At 41.0% G+C, this 18,531-nt stretch carries 19 protein-coding genes; 13 read left to right on the top strand and 6 right to left on the bottom strand.

What is annotated here, in order from left to right; translation table 11 throughout:
• Positions 1-3: 3 nt before the first annotated feature.
• Positions 4-297 carry a hypothetical protein gene (locus GQR89_RS19785; RefSeq protein ID WP_158771810.1) on the bottom strand — a complete coding sequence of 98 codons (294 nt, stop codon included), beginning with the start codon at positions 295-297 and terminating at the stop codon, positions 4-6.
• 350 nt (positions 298-647) lie between these two features.
• Between GQR89_RS19785 and pspA the strand changes: the two genes are divergently transcribed.
• The 9 genes from pspA (at position 648) to GQR89_RS19740 (ending at position 8,675) form a co-directional block, all read left to right on the top strand.
• Positions 648-1,307 carry a phage shock protein PspA gene (gene pspA, locus GQR89_RS19780; protein WP_158771809.1) on the top strand — a complete coding sequence of 220 codons (660 nt, stop codon included), beginning with the start codon at positions 648-650 and terminating at the stop codon, positions 1,305-1,307.
• A gap of 71 nt (positions 1,308-1,378) precedes the next feature.
• Entirely contained in the window at positions 1,379-1,582 is a 204-nt protein-coding gene (locus GQR89_RS19775; protein ID WP_158771808.1) for a PspC domain-containing protein, read from the top strand.
• A complete protein-coding gene (locus GQR89_RS19770) occupies positions 1,507-1,923 on the top strand; it encodes a hypothetical protein (protein ID WP_233269026.1) in 417 nt (138 codons plus the stop codon). Before GQR89_RS19775 ends, GQR89_RS19770 begins: the two co-directional genes overlap by 76 nt.
• Positions 1,924-2,034: 111 nt before the next feature.
• Positions 2,035-2,478, top strand: coding sequence for a copper chaperone PCu(A)C (locus tag GQR89_RS19765; RefSeq protein WP_158771806.1), 444 nt, complete (start codon positions 2,035-2,037; stop codon positions 2,476-2,478).
• Positions 2,479-2,487: 9 nt separating this feature from the next.
• Positions 2,488-3,474, top strand: coding sequence for a DUF2333 family protein (locus GQR89_RS19760; protein WP_158771805.1), 987 nt, complete (start codon positions 2,488-2,490; stop codon positions 3,472-3,474).
• A gap of 3 nt (positions 3,475-3,477) precedes the next feature.
• Entirely contained in the window at positions 3,478-4,236 is a 759-nt protein-coding gene (locus GQR89_RS19755) for a TIGR04219 family outer membrane beta-barrel protein (protein ID WP_158771804.1), read from the top strand.
• Between the two features lie 131 nt (positions 4,237-4,367).
• Entirely contained in the window at positions 4,368-6,200 is a 1,833-nt protein-coding gene (locus GQR89_RS19750; RefSeq protein ID WP_158771803.1) for an assimilatory sulfite reductase (NADPH) flavoprotein subunit, read from the top strand.
• Entirely contained in the window at positions 6,200-7,912 is a 1,713-nt protein-coding gene (cysI, locus tag GQR89_RS19745) for an assimilatory sulfite reductase (NADPH) hemoprotein subunit (RefSeq protein ID WP_158771802.1), read from the top strand. Before GQR89_RS19750 ends, cysI begins: the two co-directional genes overlap by 1 nt.
• The gene (locus GQR89_RS19740) at positions 7,905-8,675 is read left to right on the top strand and encodes a phosphoadenylyl-sulfate reductase (RefSeq protein ID WP_158771801.1); all 771 of its coding nucleotides are present in this window, start codon (positions 7,905-7,907) and stop codon (positions 8,673-8,675) included. Before cysI ends, GQR89_RS19740 begins: the two co-directional genes overlap by 8 nt.
• On the opposite strand, the gene GQR89_RS19735 is transcribed toward GQR89_RS19740, so the two are convergent.
• Positions 8,672-9,571: a TIGR03899 family protein gene (locus GQR89_RS19735; protein WP_158771800.1), complete on the bottom strand. Its 900-nt coding sequence runs from the start codon at positions 9,569-9,571 to the stop codon at positions 8,672-8,674. The genes GQR89_RS19740 and GQR89_RS19735 overlap by 4 nt on opposite strands.
• Before the next feature lie 165 nt (positions 9,572-9,736).
• Here GQR89_RS19735 and GQR89_RS19730 point away from each other — a divergent pair, with 165 nt between their 5' ends.
• Complete coding sequence (locus GQR89_RS19730; protein ID WP_199271344.1) at positions 9,737-11,968, top strand: EAL domain-containing protein; 2,232 nt, start codon at positions 9,737-9,739, stop codon at positions 11,966-11,968.
• A gap of 14 nt (positions 11,969-11,982) precedes the next feature.
• Here GQR89_RS19730 and GQR89_RS19725 read toward each other — a convergent pair whose 3' ends face one another.
• Positions 11,983-12,549: a uracil-DNA glycosylase family protein gene (locus tag GQR89_RS19725; protein WP_158771798.1), complete on the bottom strand. Its 567-nt coding sequence runs from the start codon at positions 12,547-12,549 to the stop codon at positions 11,983-11,985.
• 129 nt (positions 12,550-12,678) lie between these two features.
• Here GQR89_RS19725 and GQR89_RS19720 point away from each other — a divergent pair, with 129 nt between their 5' ends.
• The gene (locus tag GQR89_RS19720; RefSeq protein WP_158771797.1) at positions 12,679-13,005 is read left to right on the top strand and encodes a hypothetical protein; all 327 of its coding nucleotides are present in this window, start codon (positions 12,679-12,681) and stop codon (positions 13,003-13,005) included.
• A 184-nt stretch (positions 13,006-13,189) separates the two neighbouring features.
• Here the strand turns inward: GQR89_RS19720 and GQR89_RS19715 are convergent, their stop codons facing one another.
• Complete coding sequence (locus GQR89_RS19715; RefSeq protein WP_158771796.1) at positions 13,190-14,317, bottom strand: fatty acid desaturase; 1,128 nt, start codon at positions 14,315-14,317, stop codon at positions 13,190-13,192.
• Between the two features lie 162 nt (positions 14,318-14,479).
• On the opposite strand from GQR89_RS19715, the gene fabR reads away from it, so the two are divergent.
• A complete protein-coding gene (gene fabR, locus GQR89_RS19710) occupies positions 14,480-15,079 on the top strand; it encodes an HTH-type transcriptional repressor FabR (RefSeq protein ID WP_158771795.1) in 600 nt (199 codons plus the stop codon).
• Here fabR and trmA read toward each other — a convergent pair.
• Positions 15,076-16,173: a tRNA (uridine(54)-C5)-methyltransferase TrmA gene (trmA, locus tag GQR89_RS19705; RefSeq protein WP_158771794.1), complete on the bottom strand. Its 1,098-nt coding sequence runs from the start codon at positions 16,171-16,173 to the stop codon at positions 15,076-15,078. The genes fabR and trmA overlap by 4 nt on opposite strands.
• 148 nt (positions 16,174-16,321) lie before the next feature.
• Between trmA and GQR89_RS19700 the strand changes: the two genes are divergently transcribed.
• The gene (locus GQR89_RS19700) at positions 16,322-17,752 is read left to right on the top strand and encodes a DUF5610 domain-containing protein (protein ID WP_158771793.1); all 1,431 of its coding nucleotides are present in this window, start codon (positions 16,322-16,324) and stop codon (positions 17,750-17,752) included.
• Between the two features lie 50 nt (positions 17,753-17,802).
• Here the strand turns inward: GQR89_RS19700 and GQR89_RS19695 are convergent, their stop codons facing one another.
• Positions 17,803-18,441 carry a response regulator transcription factor gene (locus GQR89_RS19695; protein WP_158771792.1) on the bottom strand — a complete coding sequence of 213 codons (639 nt, stop codon included), beginning with the start codon at positions 18,439-18,441 and terminating at the stop codon, positions 17,803-17,805.
• Between the last annotated feature and the right edge of the window lie 90 nt (positions 18,442-18,531).

Below are 18,531 nucleotides of genomic sequence, written 5' to 3'. Positions count from 1 at the left end.
GGGCTATTCCCCTTTTAACAAGTGATCAATATGCTCAACGAGTGAACTGACGTTCTTAAAAGGACTGTTTGCCGCTGACATTGCTCGCTCGTCACTTAAGGATACATTTATATCTTGGTCTTGCAGCATATCTTCAATGTCGATGAGTAGTGCAACTAACCCCATAGAGTCTAGATATCCTTGTCTACCGAATAATGGAGTGTCAATCGATACGGGAACTTGTTCCGCGTCTTCTCGTGATTGGTTTGTCAGTTCAATTGCTGCCAAGACTAGAGATTGTATTTCGTTATGGGTCATATGCTTATTCCTTAGCGTGAGTTAAACGATTGTTCAGTCATTAATCATAATACGTTCAAGAAACGACCTCCTGCAATCCTTAATTTCCAATTAATGGCTATATTTCATTCTCTAAAAGTGGTTTTTTTCACTAATGAAATTAGTGGTTTTAACCACTTATTGCTGCATATAAATATCGTTACTATTACTCATCGAATAAATAACCTTCAATTTCAGATGCTTACAGTTGCTTAAGTGATTGGCATAACACTTGTAAATAGCAATAGATAATAGGTGGCATCTAATACAGATAAACCTACTTTGATAACGCCAATATAGTGGCGAAGAACCTAACCAAGTGGAGAATCATCATGGGAATCATTTCTAGAGTGTCAGACATAGTACAGTCGAATATTAATGCACTACTCGATAAGGCTGAAGATCCTGAAAAAATGATTAAGCAGCTGATTTTAGAAATGCAAGATACCCTAGTGGAAGTGCGTTCTGTGGCCGCCACGGTATTGGCCGATAAAAAACACATCGAGCGCAATATGAGTAAGCTGAACGTTGAAAGCGAAAATTGGCAAAATAAAGCTGCAATAGCATTAACCAAAGGGCGTGAAGATCTTGCTCGAGCTGCCCTCGCTGAAAAGCAACGTGTTGATGCTGCACTAAAAGGATTGCATGGACAGTTGAGCGATGTGCAAGAGTCGATTGAAACATTGCAGAATGACAGTAGTAAATTAAATGAGAAGCTCATCGAAGCGAAAATAAAACAAAAAAGTTTATTAATTAAACACCGTACTCTAGGTGCGCGTTTGAAACTTAAAAGCACCGGCGGCTGTGACAAGGTCGACAGCGCTATCGTGAAGTTCGATCAATATGAACGTCGAATTGATGACTTAGAGGCACAAGTCGATGCGTTTGACCTAGTTAGCGAATCAAAGAACCTGACGACTGAGCTGACGCAACTTGAAGCGAGTGATGACATTGAAAGGCAGCTTGCTGAACTGCGTAAAAATGTTGCTTAGTAAATAACTATTAGCAAGAACTTAGCACCGTATAACTATTTATACGGTGCAGCTTATATTAGGAGAGCAATATGAGAGAATACATAAATGTGAATCGCTTACATCGCGATACGTTACACGCGAAAGTTTCTGGTGTCTGTGCTGGGCTAGCCAAGCACTGGGGTCAGCCCAGGTGGGCTATAAGAGTAGCAGCAATTGCATGTCTATTATTGCTGCCAGTTGCAACGGCAGTCGCCTATGCTATGGCCGTTGTATTGTTGCCAACACGCTCATGAATGTGTTGAAAAACTTAGCGTTAGCGGTGCTTATCGCTATTTTAATTACCTACAGCCTTGGGTATGCGGCATCTGATTTACTCGATATACGGGTGCAACTTGATGATAGTTTCGTTGAGCCTATGACCTCTCTCGCTATATTGGTGGCGGTGGGTGTTGTGCTCGTGATGGTGGGCTTCGCTGTGGCATTAAGTGTCGTCGCCGCAATAGGCTTTACCTTATTTGCTATTTTAGGGGCATTAGTCTTTGCTGGTTTAAGCAGTATTTGGCCGATACTACTTGCAGCGGTCATAATAGTTTGGGCGCTCAAAGGCAAGACGCGAGAAGATCATTACCGGTAGTGCGCATCGAAAATAAGTCTCAGACATGATCTAACATGAGTGGGAATGGGTAGCATATTTAACAGATTTGCTGAATAATTCCGTTCTGATTTATTTAAAATGGAATTGCAGATGCTTGTGAATGTTAGACGTATAATCGCTATGGCAATGATTTTAATATCGAACGCGGCTCTTGCTGAACTAAATATCACTGATGCGACAGTAAGATTGTTGCCTCCAAGCGTACCCAACACCTCAGCATATTTTACGCTACAAAATATTAGTGATAAAAACGTAACGTTAGTTGGCGCCCAAGCAGGTATTGCTAATAAGGCTGAATTGCATAATCACATTATGCATGGTGATGTTATGCGAATGGAAAAACAAGATACAATAGTCGTTCCTGCAGGAAAAATAGTGAATTTTACACCGGGCGGATTACATATGATGCTCTTCGGTTTAACAGAACCTCTTAAAGAAGATCAAGTCGTTACACTCATCTTGTTAACTGAAGATGACCAACAGATCAGTTTCGACGCAGTCGTCGCTTCGCCTAAAAAACATAGTCATCACTAGGAGGTGAACATGCAAAAATATCTAACCCCAAAATGGTTGCTTAGCATTGCAGCTCTACTCTTTATTATTTTTTGGCTGATTGCTGTTTACTGGAGTTTTGAACCAGAAACTTTCGATCCGCGCCAGACAGCACAGAGTTACGCGCAGCAGCATAATGAAAAAATTGTGCCTGGGTATACCTTAACGACAAGTTTAGTTACCGTAATTGAAACGTTGTTGAATAAATCAGGTGGTTATCTGTCAAATGATGTGATGCCCCCAAGCCTCTTTATGGACAATATGCCGAGCTGGGAATTTGGGGTATTAGAAATGACTCGAGATCTAGCATTATCTATGCGCAAAGACATCAGTCGCTCTCAATCCCAGTCCAGCGAAAATCCATTTTTGACTGATGCGCAACCTAAGCTAAATATTGACCATCGTAGCTGGTTGTTGCCCTCTGCCGAATCTCAGTATCAGGATGCGATTGATAAGCTATACCAATATCGTTCTAGCTTATCTACAAGTCGCGAAGGCACCGCGCAATTTTATGCTCGTGCGGACAACTTAAGAGACTATGTTAAACAAATCGAAAAACGTTTGGGTAGCCTGTCACAGAAGTTAAGCGTCAGCGTTGGCCAAGACCGCCTCAATACTAATTTCGCCAAAGTCAGTAGCGCAGATAATATTCCCGCCGCTGAGTTGCGTGAACAAACAAGTTGGTTTCAGTTAGACGACAACTTCTATGAGGCGCGAGGTGCAAGCTGGGCGTTAATCCATTTTCTTAAAGCGGTTGAAGTAGATTTTGCTGATGTACTAGATAAGAAAAATGCACGAGTCAGCGTTCAACAGATTATTCGCGAGCTAGAGTCGACCCAAGAATCTATTTTCAGCCCTATGATATTAAATGGTAGCGGCTTTGGCATGCTGGCTAATCACTCTTTAGTTATGGCGAACTATATTTCCCGAGCGAATGCTGCTCTAATTGAACTTTCTGAACTATTAAATCAAGGATAAACCATGAACAAACCTCTTTGTGCCGGCGTACTGGCGATGGCCTTAACGAGTTTATCGAGTCAGGCTGATACGTTACTAGGCGTATACGCGGGCGCTCAGGCATGGGATATGGAGACCACAGGCGGGTTTTCAGATAGTAATGACAATGTAGACTTCAACTTTGACGACGAAACCAAAGGGAGTTTTTATGTTGCATTAGAGCACCCAGTGCCCTTTGTCCCGAATATTAAGTTACAACGTACGGGTCTAGATACAAATGGACAAACCGTTTTGTCTTCGAGTATGACGTATGGTGGTGAACTATTTTCGGCTGATACTACCGTTAACACTAATCTTGACTTAGTAAGCACCGATTATATTGCTTATTATGAATTGTTTGATAATGACTTGGTTAGCTTTGATTTAGGCATAAATGCGAAACACCTAGATGGTGACATTTATTTAGAGGCTCAAAACGATGCGACCCAAAGTGCGGCTCGCGATTTTTCTGGATTTGTTCCGATGTTGTACTTGCGCGTAGAAGTTGGTGTGCCGTTTACTGGATTTGGTGCGTTTGTAGAAGGGAGTTTCTTAGCTTTTGATGACAACAAGATTACTGATTATCAAGCCGCTATTACTTACGGACTCCTCGATAACTTAGCAATTGATGCCACGTTGCAGCTTGGTTATCGCTCGTTGGAAATGGAATTAGATGACTTAGATGGGATTTACACTGATTTCGAATTCAGTGGAGCATTCATTGGTGTTGAAGTACATTTCTAATTCAAGTGGCCTGTAATGGAATGTTGACTTTTCTCTCATTCCATTAAGTAATAAAAAATCAGTATTTATTCTTTCCAGTTATGATTATAGATCGCTAACCTAGTGCAATAGCATTCGAGGTTAGCGATATTATGTCATCAAATACACAACAAAATTTAGGTTCTACTACCGCTCTTAACGACACTCAGTGGGCTCAACTTAATCAGTTGACACCTTCACTTACTCCGGCCCAACTAGGTTGGTTAAGTGGGTATTTAGCTGGATTAGCGCAGACGCAATCCGCTGATAATTTACCCCAGGTAAATCCATCGGCAGGTGAAGCTCAGAGGCCGGAAAAATTCATTACTATTCTTTATGGCTCTCAAACGGGCAATGCTAAAGCGTTGGCCCAAGGCTACAAAGCAAAACTTGATGCGGCAAATATTCCAGCCAAGCTAGTCAATATGGCTGACTACAAGGTCAAGCAACTTAAAAATGAAACGCATATCGTTGCTATCGTCAGTACTCATGGCGAAGGTGATGCGCCAGACGATGCCGTTGAGTTACATGATTTTCTGTCTAGCAAGAAAGCGCCGAAGCTAGCTAACCTAAGCTTTTCAGTTTTGGGATTGGGTGATAGTAGTTATGAATTTTTCTGTCAAACAGCAAAAGATTTCGATAAAAAACTAGCTGAGCTAGGGGCTACACGTCTTGTGGATCGTGTCGATTGTGATGTTGATTATGATGAAGCATCAGACATTTGGGCTAAGCAAGTGTTAGATAAGGTTCAAGACGAGCTTAAAGCAAAAGGCCATTCACATGTCGTGGCTATGCCACACTTGGGTAAGCCAACCTTGTCTGTTGCCACTACGCAATACTCAAAGAAAAATCCGTTTACTGCGAGTTTGCTTGAAAGTCAAAAAATTACCGGTCGTGATTCAGTTAAAGATATCAGGCACGTTGAAATATCTCTTGAAGAATCAGGTATTCAGTACCGTCCTGGTGATGCTTTAGGTGTTTGGTTTAAGAACGATCCTAGCATGGTGGATGAGTTACTTACTTTACTTGCGATTGACGCTACCGCTCAGGTAACCGTATCTGGTGATGTTTTATCTGTTCGTGAAGCCTTAATTGAAAAGCGCGAATTAACTCAGAGTTATCCTTCGTTTGCAACTGCATATGGCCAGATTGCAAATAACCCTGAACTTAATGCGTTGATTGAAGATAAAGCCGGATTACGCGCTTTCTTAGGCGAGCGCCAAATTATAGATATTGTGCGCCAGTATCCTGTTAAAACAGATGCTCAGTCCTTAGTTGATATGTTGCGTGGTATGACGCCTCGCCTTTATTCAATTGCTTCAAGTCAAGATGAAGTTGAAGACGAAGTTCATTTAACGGTGGCGCTGGTGGAATACGATGCCCATGGGCAAGTTCATCAAGGCGGTGCTTCTAGTTATTTAACTAAACGCTTGGAAGAAGGTGGAGAAATACAGGTTTTCGTAGAAAAAAACGATAACTTCCGTTTACCTGAAAGCAACGACACGCCAGTGATTATGGTGGGGCCTGGTACTGGCATAGCACCATTTAGAGCGTTTATGCAAGAGCGAGAAGTTCAAGAGGCAGCCGGCAAAAACTGGTTGTTCTTTGGTAATCCTAACTTTACACAGGATTTTCTGTATCAAACTGAGTGGCAACGTTTCGTAAAAGACGGGGTACTTAACAAGGTCAGCTTGGCATTTTCTCGAGACCAAGAAGATAAAATTTATGTTCAACATCGTTTACTTGAGCAAGGTGCTGAAGTATTTGAATGGTTAGAGCAAGGTGCGCATTTTTATGTGTGCGGTGATGCAAATCACATGGCTAAAGATGTACACGCAGCACTTGTTGAGATTGTACAGAAGCATGGTGCAAAGAGCGCCCAAGCAGCAGAAGAATATTTAACTGCATTACGCCGAGCAAAACGTTATCAGAAGGACGTTTATTAATGACGACAGACAATAATAATTTAGTTGTACAAGGCAAACAGGCCGACAACGAGCGCCTAAAAGGCGAGAGTAATTTTTTACGTGGCACAATTGCACAAGACCTGAAAGATGATCTTACCGGCGCTTTCGTTGGAGATAATTTCCAGTTGATTCGTTTTCATGGCATGTATCAACAGGATGATCGCGATATTCGAGCGGAGCGGGCTAAGCAAAAACTTGAGCCGCTGCAAAACGTTATGTTACGTGCACGTTTGCCTGGTGGGATAATTAAACCGCATCAGTGGTTATCAATTGATAAATTCGCCGACGAAAAAACGTTGTACGGCAGCATTCGATTAACGACTCGACAAACATTTCAGTTTCATGGCGTGTTAAAACCCAATATTAAATTGATGCATCAGACCTTAAACCAAGTCGGTATCGATTCTATCGCTACCGCTGGTGACGTTAACCGGAATGTACTTTGTACATCTAACCCAATTGAGTCAGTTGTTCATCAGCAAGCTTATGAATGGGCGGTAAAAATAAGTGAGCATTTACTACCAAAAACCCGGGCGTACGCTGAAATTTGGTTAGATGGTGAGAAAAAAGAAACTACCGACTATGAGCCTATTTTGGGTTCACATTATTTACCACGTAAGTTCAAAACGACGGTCGTAATTCCTCCACTTAATGACATTGACGTGCACGCCAATGACCTCAATTTTGTCGCGATAGCGAAAGACGGAAAATTGATAGGTTTCAATGTGTTAGTTGGTGGTGGACTTGCCATGACCCACGGTGATGAAGCCACATTCCCGCGTAAGGCTGATGATTTTGGCTTTATTCGTGTTGAGGACACATTAGCTGTTGCTGAAGCGGTAGTCACTACGCAACGTGACTGGGGTAACCGTGTTAATCGTAAGAATGCGAAAACTAAATATACCCTTGAACGTGTCGGTGTTGAAACGTTTAAAGCTGAAGTTGAAAAACGTTCGGGTGTAATTTTCGCTGAAAGCCAGCCATATGAGTTTACCGAACGTGGTGACCGTATAGGTTGGGTTGAAGGTATTGATGGTAAACATCATTTGACGTTATTTATCGAAAACGGCCGCATTTTAGATTATCCCGGTAAGCCTCTGAAAACCGGCTGTGCAGAGATAGCAAAAATTCACGACGGGGATTTCCGTCTAACGGCCAATCAAAACCTAATCGTGGCAGGCGTCAGTGAAGCTAACAAAGAAAAAATTGAAGAAATTGCTAGAGCACACGGTTTGATAATAGATGACCTATCCGCTCAGCGCCGAGACTCAATGGCATGCGTAGCGTTACCCACTTGCCCATTGGCAATGGCTGAAGCTGAGCGTTATTTGCCAGAAGCAGTGACGCAATTGGAAGGGATCTTGAGCAAACATGAAATAGCGCAAAAGAGCATTATTTATCGTGTAACGGGTTGTCCAAATGGATGCGGTCGCTCAATGTTGGCTGAAATCGGCTTAGTGGGTAAAGGCCCAGGTAAATATAATTTGCATTTGGGCGGTAATCGTCAAGGTACGCGGATCCCTAAAATGTATAAAGAGAACATCGGTGAACAACAGATCATGGATGAACTGGACGTGTTAATTGGCCAATGGGCTAAACAAGGACAAAACGAAGAGTCATTCGGAGATTTTGTTATTCGAACCGGTGTTATCGCAGAAGTGGTTAATTCCGCTGAGGATTTTTATGCGTAACCTAGCATTGCAGTCGTCGCAAAATGCTGAGCCAAACGACGGAACACCTAAAATTTTAACGCAGGTATCATTGGAAGAACTGAACCAGCAGTTGGAAGCAAAAAGTGCGGTTGAGCGAGTGACATGGGCCCTAGATAACTTGGAGCCAACTTTTATGTTGTCTTCAAGCTTCGGTGCTCAAGCTGCAGTTATGTTACATATGTTGACTCAACAATTTCCTGATATACCCGTTGTATTAACCGATACAGGGTATTTATTTCCTGAGACATATCAGTTTATTGATGATTTGACAGAGCGCCTAAATCTAAACTTACAGGTTTATCGAGCTCCTATGTCAGGTGCATGGCAGGAGGCTCGTTTCGGTAAATTATGGGAAAATGGAGCCGATGGGATAGAACAATATAACAAGATGAATAAAGTTCAACCTATGCAGCAGGCTCTTGGTGAACTGGAAGTAAAAACTTGGTTTGCTGGCTTGCGTCGTAGCCAATCAGAAATGCGTGAGTCGTTGTCAATTTTGCAGAAACTTAATCGCCAAGTGAAAGTTTATCCAATCTTAGATTGGAGCAATAAAGATGTTCATTATTACCTGAAAGATAATAACTTACCTTACCACCCATTGTGGGAGCAGGGATATGTATCGATCGGTGATTGGCATACTACGCGCTCGTTACAAGAAGGTATGGACGAAAAAGATACCCGTTTCTTTGGTTTAAAGCGAGAGTGCGGTCTACATGAGTTTGGTGACGGTGATGGTATCTAGTCGATTGTAAAAGCACTGATTAATGTTAGCTTGAGTGCCTCTAAGTATTTTTCCTGCTTATTGGCACCGACTAGTGTAAAAAGTTCTGCCCCGGTAGTGGTAAATTTATAGTATTTTAACGTTGTTCCATTTTTCCTCGCCGTTAAATTAAAGATTTGACCGTTACTTCTCCATTCAAATTTGGCATCCATTGGCCATTCCCCTGACTCAATCTCGGTTTGATGAATTAAACCTAAATCCATTAAAGAGAGTAGATCTGGATAACTTAACCCAAACATTGCTAAGTTTAGTTGTTGTTCTTTGCGCAAACTAAATAAAGCGAACATAGATGGTTTCTGATAGAAACCGGTCAGCAACTTTGGAGTGGTATCGTCTCTTCGTCTGCTCGATAGCGATACGGCTCGGCGAAAGGTTTGCGCATCTTTTTGGGTGAGTTGCTTCAGCGTAAGCAGAGTGCGCAACGAAAAGCTTCCTGGGCGGCTTGTTTCAACTGCAAATATTTTCCCCCACAACTCCTGCATAGACGAAGAATGTATCTCTTCGGCCATAGATACAAAATTGTAGAACCAATCAGGATCAATTCGTTCATTTTTATCCTGCTCGATGCAAAATGCTAATGCCTTTTCAAATACTCTCTCAATATTATTTAATTTGCGCTGTGCCGCTATTTTTTCACGCTTATGTACACGGCTTTCAATGCTATTAGTTCGTAAGCCTTGGTATGGCAAGGACACGCCTACTTGGGCAAACCACTGGGTAATACGTGCCGCAGTACCTTTTATCTGCTCTTGGGTGCCTTTTGGGGCTTCTGCAGGGGCAAGAGAAGACTTAGATGATTTAACGGATTTTGTTTGTGCCGTTATTGCGTGAGGATTATTTTGGTTTTCGATTTTCATTCACATATCTTATTTAGTAAATATTATTTACCATAGTATGCTTATCCCTAGTAGCATTGCATCAGGTAATAGATTGGCAAAATCATTTTGATTTATTCAGGAATTAGCTAAGCTTAAGAAATACTGCTGCACTAAGCAGATAAACTCAAGAGAATCGTAAATTAAATGTGTCCGATGGAATATGAAAATGATGAGCTAATTTTTCTTTCTGAAGAAAATACAGCAGACAATACTGAATATGCAGGAAGTTGGAATGTTTTAGTCGTCGATGATGACGAAGAAATCCATTCGGTCACTCGCCTAGCTTTGTCTGATCTCGTTCTAAATAACCGGAATTTAACTTTTTATCATGCGTATTCTAAAGCTGAAGCGTTAGAAATCATACAAACGTTGGGTTCTGAGTTAGCGATAATTTTGCTCGATGTAGTGATGGATACTGATGATGCTGGTTTGCAAGTAGCGCGTATTATGCGTAACGAAATGAACCTGACAGAGCCACGCATTATTCTTCGTACAGGGCAGCCCGGTTACGCACCTGAAGAGAGTGTAATTAAAGAATATGACATCAATGATTATAAAACTAAAACAGAGCTAACGCGTAGCAAATTAGTCACTACTATCATTGCCTCACTACGTTCCTACCAGCAAATATTGACCATAAATCAAAGCCGAATAGGTCTTGAAAAGATTATTCGTGCCTCAGCTAATCTATTGGAAGAACACTCCATCAATCGCTTCTGCGAAGGTGTTGTGACTCAAATCAGTTCGCTTATCGGGCTTGACTCATCCGGGGTCGTTTGTGCGCGCGCAGGTTCGGTATTAAATAAAGATGATGATGCGGTCTACGTACTCGGGGCGGCGGGAGAATTCGCCAGTTACATTAATAAAAAAATTGAACATTTACATGATGTAAAAATTGTACAAGTGGTAAACGAATGCTTGCAACAAAAACAGCATATTTATGAAAATAACTATACGGTTTTATACCTCAAGAGCACTGATTACGATGCTGCCGTTTATTTGAAAATAGGCCAACAAATTTCAGATGCTTATAAACAACTTATTGAGGTTTTTTTATCAAGTATTTCAGTCGGCTACGAAAATGTTAATTTATTTCACCAGTTACATTCTGCGGCCTTTAAAGATTGGCTGACTAAATTGCCCAATAGGGTGGAGTTTATCAATCAGCTGGATAATATCAGTACTGACAAAAAGCACGCTAATGACGTTGTGGCGTTGATTGATATTAATCACTTTGCGGATATTAACGATGGTTTGGGGCAGGATACCGGCAACGATACCTTACTTGCATTAGCACAGCGTATTGAAAGCTCATTTCCTAATGCGGCTGCCTTAGGACGCATAGGTTCAGATGTATTTGCCGTTGTTGGAACAGAGCGAGAGGTTAATTCTGCGACCCTTCAAGCGCTTTTTAATCACGCATTTGAAGCTGGTGACCAAATGCTGCCCTTAAGTGCAGCATTTGGTTTTTATCGTTTTAACGGCAAGGCACAGACAGGTATTAATATACTTAAACATGCCAATATCGCGTTAAACCGCGCCAAAAAGAGCCTTAAAACTAACTTCGAATACTATGCCCCTGAAATGGAAGAACAGACAACCTGGCGATTGGAGATGATCCGTCAACTGCGCAGTGATTTTAATCAACGAAAATTACAGTTGTGGTATCAGCCTCAAATTGACCTTGTTACTCAAAATATAATTGGCATGGAGGCTCTTTTGCGTTGGCCGTCTTCAGATGGAGGGTATGTTTCACCTGTTGTATTCGTGCCTTTAGCTGAATATTCTGGACTAATCATAGAGATTGGGGCTTGGGTGATGCAGGAAGCTTGCGAAAAACTGCGCTTGTTGACTGATGAAGGTTTTAATAATTTGCGAATGGCTGTCAACATTTCAATGCCGCAATTTCGCGATTCAGCGTTTATAGAATTGGTGAAAAGTGCCATTAACGATAATAACTTAGCCCCAGAGAGTATAGAGCTCGAAATTACGGAAAGCATTGTAATGGACGAACCTCATATTGTGGTAGAAGCACTGCAAGAGCTTAAGGAATTTGGCGTAAAAGTTGCCCTGGATGATTTTGGAACTGGCTTTTCATCTATGAGTTATCTACAACAGTTGCCGCTAGATCGTCTGAAAGTTGACCGAGCATTCGTCAACGAAATAAGTCCTAATAAGTCGGCCTTTATCGCTGAGACTATTGTAACGCTAGGCGCAAAATTGGGGCTACGCACAATTGCGGAAGGAATTGAAAAACCTGAGCAAGCTAATTTTTTACTCAAGTTAGGCTGTGATGAAGCACAGGGCTTTATGTATGCGAAACCTATGCCTTTTGAAGATTTACTGATATTTATGAGCAGCAATCTAAAAAAATAGCGAATAACCTGAAGTTAAGGTGTAACTAGCGGCGCTACTACGCTTTGTATTTTTGGCACAACGTTCTCTTCAAACCAAGGATTTCTCTTTAACCAAATGTTGTTTCGTGGAGAAGGGTGTGGCAAAACAAAATAGTTTGGCTGATAGTCCTGCCAATTTTCAACGCGCTTTGTCAGACTTAGCTTATCCTTCAGGTAATATGTCTGTGCGTACTGACCTATCAAGAAAATATACTTAATTGACATATTTCCTATGAGCCTTTTGTGCCATAACGGTACGCATTCTTTACGAGGGGGCATATCACCACTCTTTGCTCTACCAGGATAGCAAAACCCCATAGGCAAAATGGCAATGTTATCTGCATCATAAAATTGATCATCGCGTAAACCTAGCCATGCACGTAATCGTTCTCCCGACGGATCGTTCCAAGGCTTTTCAGTTTGATGGGCTTTTATACCAGGAGCTTGACCGACAATTAGTATCTTAGAATTATTATTCCCTTGAATAATCGGCCTTGGCTCAAAAGGTAAATGAGCCTTGCATACGCGGCAATTTCTAGCTTGCTGAAAGTCGTTATTCAAAAAGATCTACCAAAAGTACCTGATTTGTCATATTATTGTAACAATCCTGTGGTTTAGCATCTTTAGTCTGTTTCCAAATAGGATTGTGATGCTTGACGTTCTGTTGAGCGATTTATCAAGGAAATCATTATGTTAAAATTAAAATCATCTTTTATTATTGTATTCTTGGGCACATTGTCCTCTGCCGCTACCTTTGCCAACACACAAAACAATAGATTGTTTGATTGTATGGAATCAAGCACGTTCGCCATCGATGGTTCATGCATGGCAAATAAAATTCAGCAAAATGTACAATTTCGTCAAATGCAGTTAAATATAGCTGAAAAATCACAAGTTCAAGACAGTAATGCTATGGCAACTATGCAATTCTTTGAAAAAGATATGCGCATAAATATAATTGCTCATAAAGATGCGTTAGATGCTTCTGAACTACTTGTACTTAACGTAGCTGAATAACACAGCGCTTTAAAATCGTTCAATATAAAAGCTTAGCCAATGTATTGAACGAATAGTCCTACCTTTATTCTGCCCGTTCAAAATCCATTTCTTTTATGATATTTCTCATTCACTGCAGTACTGTGCATATTTGAGGAAGTTGCTTTGAGAATTGAGAAACAAAAAAACTCCCGAAGGAGCTTTTTTATGCTAATTGATATTTGACTTGATATAACTGCAGCCATTTTTGTTTGTGCAGCTCTAAGTTGTACTTCAACTCGCGGTATTTAAAATCCAGTTCAAGCTTTTCATAATTCCGTTTTATTTTGTATTTACGGATCTCCATCAAACGTTTTTTGGTAGCATACATCTCTGCCATCTTCTGCAAGATTAAGTCGTATTCTTGTTGCAAGCTATGCAAAATTTCATCAGCATTAGGCAGTACAGATAAGCGTTTCTGAGCGCGTTGCAGCTGCATTGCTATTTTTGCTTTTTCGATACGCTCTTCAGGACAGCGACGTAAATTTTTGGTCCAACCGATGAAAGACAATCCGCGGATAAGCCATTTTGTTGGGTCAAATTGCCACCATTTTATTCCGTTCCGATAGTCATATTCAAAAATATGATGGTAGTTATGATAACCCTCTCCAAAAGTGAAGAAAGCTAATATATCGTTATCGCGCGCACTATTTTTGTCTGTATATGGTTGACGACCCCAAATGTGTGCCAGTGAATTAATGAAGAATGTGACGTGATGAACAACCACTAAACGGAAGAACCCAGCGAGTAACAACATTCCTAAAACATCGCCATTGAGCAGTCCAAGTAACATTGGAATACCAAAATTAGAGACTAACATAATAGGTAAATAATATTTGTGCTGCCAAACGACCACTTTGTCTTTTTGCAAATCTTTACAGTTACTATAGTCCGAATAACGGTGTACTTGATATTCACGTAACATCCAACCCATATGAGAATACCAAAAACCACGTTTTGCTGAGTAAGGGTCTCTGTCATTGTCATCTACATGACGATGATGGATACGATGATCAGATACCCAATGTAGAATGCTATTTTGCAGTGCCATCGCGCCGCCTATGGCTAGCACTACTCTGACAAATGCATTTGCCTCAAAGGCTTTATGTGCCCATAGCCGATGGTAACCAGCTGTAATCGACATACCAGAGAAATAAATGAGAATAATACAGGCGATGATCTCTGCACTGTCGAATCCCTGAGTTAGCGCTACATAAGGTACGAGAATCAAGGCGACTAAGCCAGTAATCACAAAGACTAATAAATTGGTGATAATTAAACGGGGTTTTTTCATTTCAAATAAGGGATCTTTATTGAGCTTACACTTGTACGCTAATCTATCTAGCAAATGTACATATAGCAAGCTATTTCTGTGAGGTAACGGCATTTCTTGGTGTAGATTTACACTAAATGCAGATAATATATAGGAATTCTGTATTTCATTTTGGAGCGCCCTTTGAGTCGTCAAGAACAAAAACTTAAGACGAGACGAGCAATTATAGAGGCTGCTTTTAGTTTGCTTGATGAACAGCGAAGTTTGTCCAGTATTAGTTTGCGAGAAGTCGCGCGCGCTGCTGGTATCGCGCCCACATCATTCTATCGTCACTTTAAAGATATTGACGAACTTGGTTTGACCTTAGTTGATGAGGCGGGTTTAAATCTTCGCCAACTGATGCGCCAAGCTCGGTTGCGTATAGCTTCTGGTGGTGGGGTTATCAATACCTCGGTAGATACTTTCATGGAATTTATTTGTGCTCACAGCAATGTATTCAGACTATTACTTCGTGAACATACAGGTACATCGTTGGCCTTTCGGGCGGCAGTACTAAGAGAGATACAGCATTTCATTGTGGAGCTAACCGATTACACCATGGCAACAACTGGGCTGCCTCACCAATTTGCCAATCTACAAGCCGAGGCGATGGTGAAGCTAGTTTTCAGTGCCGGAGCTGAGGTTTTAGACTCAGGGCCTGAACAACAGGCCGTGTTAGCTCAGCGCGTGAAATTACAATTACGTTTTATCGCAAATGGAGCTAAAGAAGCCGCAGGTATTTAACGCTTTTGCAGATAGACCCCTGATTCAACATGATGTGTATAAGGAAACTGATCGAATAACGCGAAGCGTACTATGTCATGGGTTTCTTGCAAAACGGCAAGGTTGTCTTTTAGTGTGTCAGGGTTGCATGATATATAGACGATATTGGCATAGCCTTGGACCATACGAAGCGTGTCGTCATCAAGACCAGAGCGAGGCGGGTCCACTAATACTGTCTGGCAGTCGTAATCGTGTAAATTGACGCCTTCTAATCGGCGGAAGGTTCGCTCATTGTTCAATGCCTGCACAAATTCTTCACTCGACATGCGCAGTATCGTGACATTATCGATCTCATTTAAGCTAATATTGCATTGCGCCGCAGCGACGGATGACTTAGAAATTTCAGTCGCTAGAACTTGGTTGAAATTCTGGGCTAATGGCAAGCTAAAATTACCAGCCCCACAATAGAGCTCTAGTAAATCACCTTTACAATTTTGAGTCACATTTAATGCCCATTCGAGCATTTTACTATTTACGCTAGCGTTGGGCTGAGTGAAACTGTTTTCAATTTGCTTGAATTTGTAGAGTCTATTATTTACTGGCAATTCTTCTAATATATAATCTTTGTCGAGTAGGATTTTCTGCTTCTTAGAGCGGCCGATGATATCGATTTTAAATTCAGTTCTTAACAAGGTGCAAAGGTTTTGAGCCTCAGACTCCCATTGCTCATCTAGCGGCTTGTGATAAACCAAGGTCACAAGAATTTCATCGGTTAAAGTACTTAAATAATCAATTTGAAATAATTTTCTACGCAACATTTGATTGTGTTTTAGCAACTCAACCAGTTTCGCCATTACTGCATTTATGATTTCACTTGCAGGAGGAAATTGATTAACTGGATATTTTTGTTTAGTTGCTTGATCAAACATAACATGATCGAGGTTATCGCCGTCGTGCCACATTCTAAATTCTGCACGCATCCTATAATGTAAAGGGTCTGAGCAGAATGTTTCCAAATCAGGCATTGTAAACGACTGAAAAGCTTGCTTAATACGACTGATCTTATCAGCGAGTTGTTGGTCATAGTCCGCAGGATTAATTTCAGTTGGGCGCAAGGCAATTCTCCAGTTGATCAATTTATCGAGCGCGGGATTGTAAGTGTTTTCAGCGCTTGTGCAATATTAGTTTTTACTTCTAAAGAATTGTACTAAATTTCGACACTATGCGGCCGATACCCTAATAGAGGAAAGTGAGGTAGCTGAAATGAATATTAACGAGATAAAGGCTTTCATGCGTGAAAAGCCAGCACATTTAGGCGAAGCTAACAGCCTGCAAAATCGGCTGCGTGATAGCGGGCTAGAACAAGCGAGCGCATTAAATGATGATAAAGCGTCTCTAAGTGGTGCATCAGCATCTAAAAGTCTTTTCGGTGCACAGGTCTTGACCAATGCATTGAATCACAGTGTGTCATTGGGACTCATTAAACCAGAGTTGCGAGTACCCCAGGAAGCTGAGCAAGAAAGCGACAATGAAAGTTTGTTCAACTTTGAAGAGGTTGCCCGTAACGTATTGAATTTTGTTGGCGGGGCGATCAAAAATGCACAAGGTAAGGGCGCAGACGATAAAGCACTAGAATCACTGTTTAATCAAGCTAGCTCAGGTGTACTTAAAGGTATTGGCATGGCTAAAAAAGACCTTGCTGGCGTCATGAATGACGATATTAGCGAGGGTATTAGTCGTAGCCAAGAATTGATTGATACAGGGTTGCAGAAATTACGCGAATCGATATTTGGTAACGCTGAGGAAGTAAGCAATTCCGCAGCTTCAAAAGTTGCCTTGGAGAACCAAGTGAGCTATCAGCGCCGTGATACAGGTGAATTAAGCATTCGTACTTTAGACGGTGATGAAGTCAATATTCGCTTCGAAGACTTAAAAGGTTTTGAATTAAATCAAAAATCACTGATTGAAAAAGATAATCAGCAGGTTTTTAAACAACCTGTTGAGCCACCAACAGTGGGTGCTACAAGTGCTCCTCAAACGTCATCAGTAAATAGCGCTAGCGAAGAGAGTGTTTCAAGTGATGTTGAATCTACAGAGTCAACATTATCGCCGGATAATGTCATTCAAGGTGAAAGTGTTGCGAGCACAAAGGTATCGTCTGTTACACGCTATGAGCATTTTAACAGCAGCGCTCTGTCGTTTACTGTTGAGGGTAATTTGGACGAAGATGAATTAAAAGCTATTGGCTCGTTAGTCTCTGATGCTAGTGATTTGGCAGACGAATTTTTTCATGGTGATATTGAGTCAGCGTTTAATCAAGCGCTTAAATTAGGTTATGACGAGAAAGAATTGACCGGTTTTGCATTGCAATTAACAAGGCAGGAGCAAACACAATCTATTCAGGCCTATGAGTCGGTCTCACATTTTAGCGAAGACGATCCTAGAGGTGACCCAAATAAAACAGTAAAACCTGTCGCTCATTATTTGGATAAGATGCTTGATGTATTTGAGGAGTCTAGACAAAAGCTTGAAAGTGGGGAGCAATACGATGATTTAATCAACGGATTGATAAATCAAATGGGGGATGTACATACTCCTGATTTAATCTCTGCTATCCAGCGTTTCCATTCTTTTAATCAGAAATTATTAAATGGCTTACCACTCAATTTTTCTGAAGGCAGTATGAGCGAATAAGAGACACGTTAGGTACATTGACAATCAATGTACCTAACGGATTGGTTAAATCAATCTTCTAAATTTAATTTCTTTAGTAACAACACCGCTTGAGTTCGGGTATTTACTTCTAATTTTCTAAAAACAGCACTTATATGGGCTTTAATGGTTGCTTCGGTGACATTTAGTTCATGGGCTATCTGTTTATTTAATAAGCCATCATGAATCAATTTCAACACTTGGAATTGCTTTGGTGTTAGTTCAGCAATCCTTTGTGCTAAATTCACTCCCTCATCGTCTATGTCAGCAATTTGAGCTCTTAGTTCATCCGTTAACCACGTTTCGCCATTCATAATGGTTTTTAGCGCGTCAGCAATAAGTAAAGTGGGAGTGGACTTAGCGATAAACCCTTTCGCACCAAAGCTCATAACATTAGAAACTACTTCAATCGAATCACTCGCCGATACCACCGCAACAGGTATTTGCGGGAAATCCTGTGTAACACGAATAAGACCATAAAAATTTTCACAACCTGGCATATGCAGGTCGAGTAAAATTAAATCAATATCATTATTCTCTTGAAGCATATTTAGCGTGGAGTCGAGGGAATCGGATTGCAAAATCTCAACTTCTTCGAATAGCGGACTTAACGCACCCACTAAAGCTTCACGAAAAAGCGGATGATCATCTGCGATTAAAAATTTTGCCATTTATATGCCTTCAATAAAAGATTCAATATTAAGATATAAGATTAATACTTTAGTCGTAAATAATGAAGGGATAATTGTTCTCCCTCCGAT

Origin of the sequence: Paraglaciecola sp. L1A13, from assembly GCF_009796745.1 — a bacterium.
Lineage (GTDB): Bacteria > Pseudomonadota > Gammaproteobacteria > Enterobacterales > Alteromonadaceae > Paraglaciecola.
This window is presented reverse-complemented; position numbering and strand designations above follow the sequence as displayed.